Here is a 239-nt window from a genome sequence, read left to right as displayed (position 1 = left end):
CGCTGGCGCAGGCCAGGAGCCGCTTCGGACCTATCGACGGCGTCATCCACGGCGCCGGCATCGTCGCCGAGCAGGCCTTCCTGGCCGTACAGGACACCCGGCCGGAGCATTGCGCCGAACACTTCCGTCCCAAGGTGGACGGCCTGCGAGTGCTGCACCGCCTGCTGCGCGACGACCCGCCAGATTTCTACATCCTGCTCTCGTCGATCTCGGCGGTACTCGGCGGCCTCGGTTATGCC

At 68.6% G+C, this 239-nt stretch carries 1 protein-coding gene; it reads left to right on the top strand.

From position 1 onward, the window contains the following. On the top strand, window positions 1–239 hold a 239-nt coding region (locus CAPSK01_RS22705), incomplete at both ends, for a ketoreductase domain-containing protein (protein WP_273703520.1).

Origin of the sequence: Candidatus Accumulibacter vicinus (assembly GCF_000584955.1) — a bacterium.
GTDB classification, from domain to species: domain Bacteria; phylum Pseudomonadota; class Gammaproteobacteria; order Burkholderiales; family Rhodocyclaceae; genus Accumulibacter; species Accumulibacter vicinus.
The sequence above is the reverse complement of the archived record's forward strand: the minus strand, read 5'-3'. Positions and strand labels throughout refer to the sequence as shown.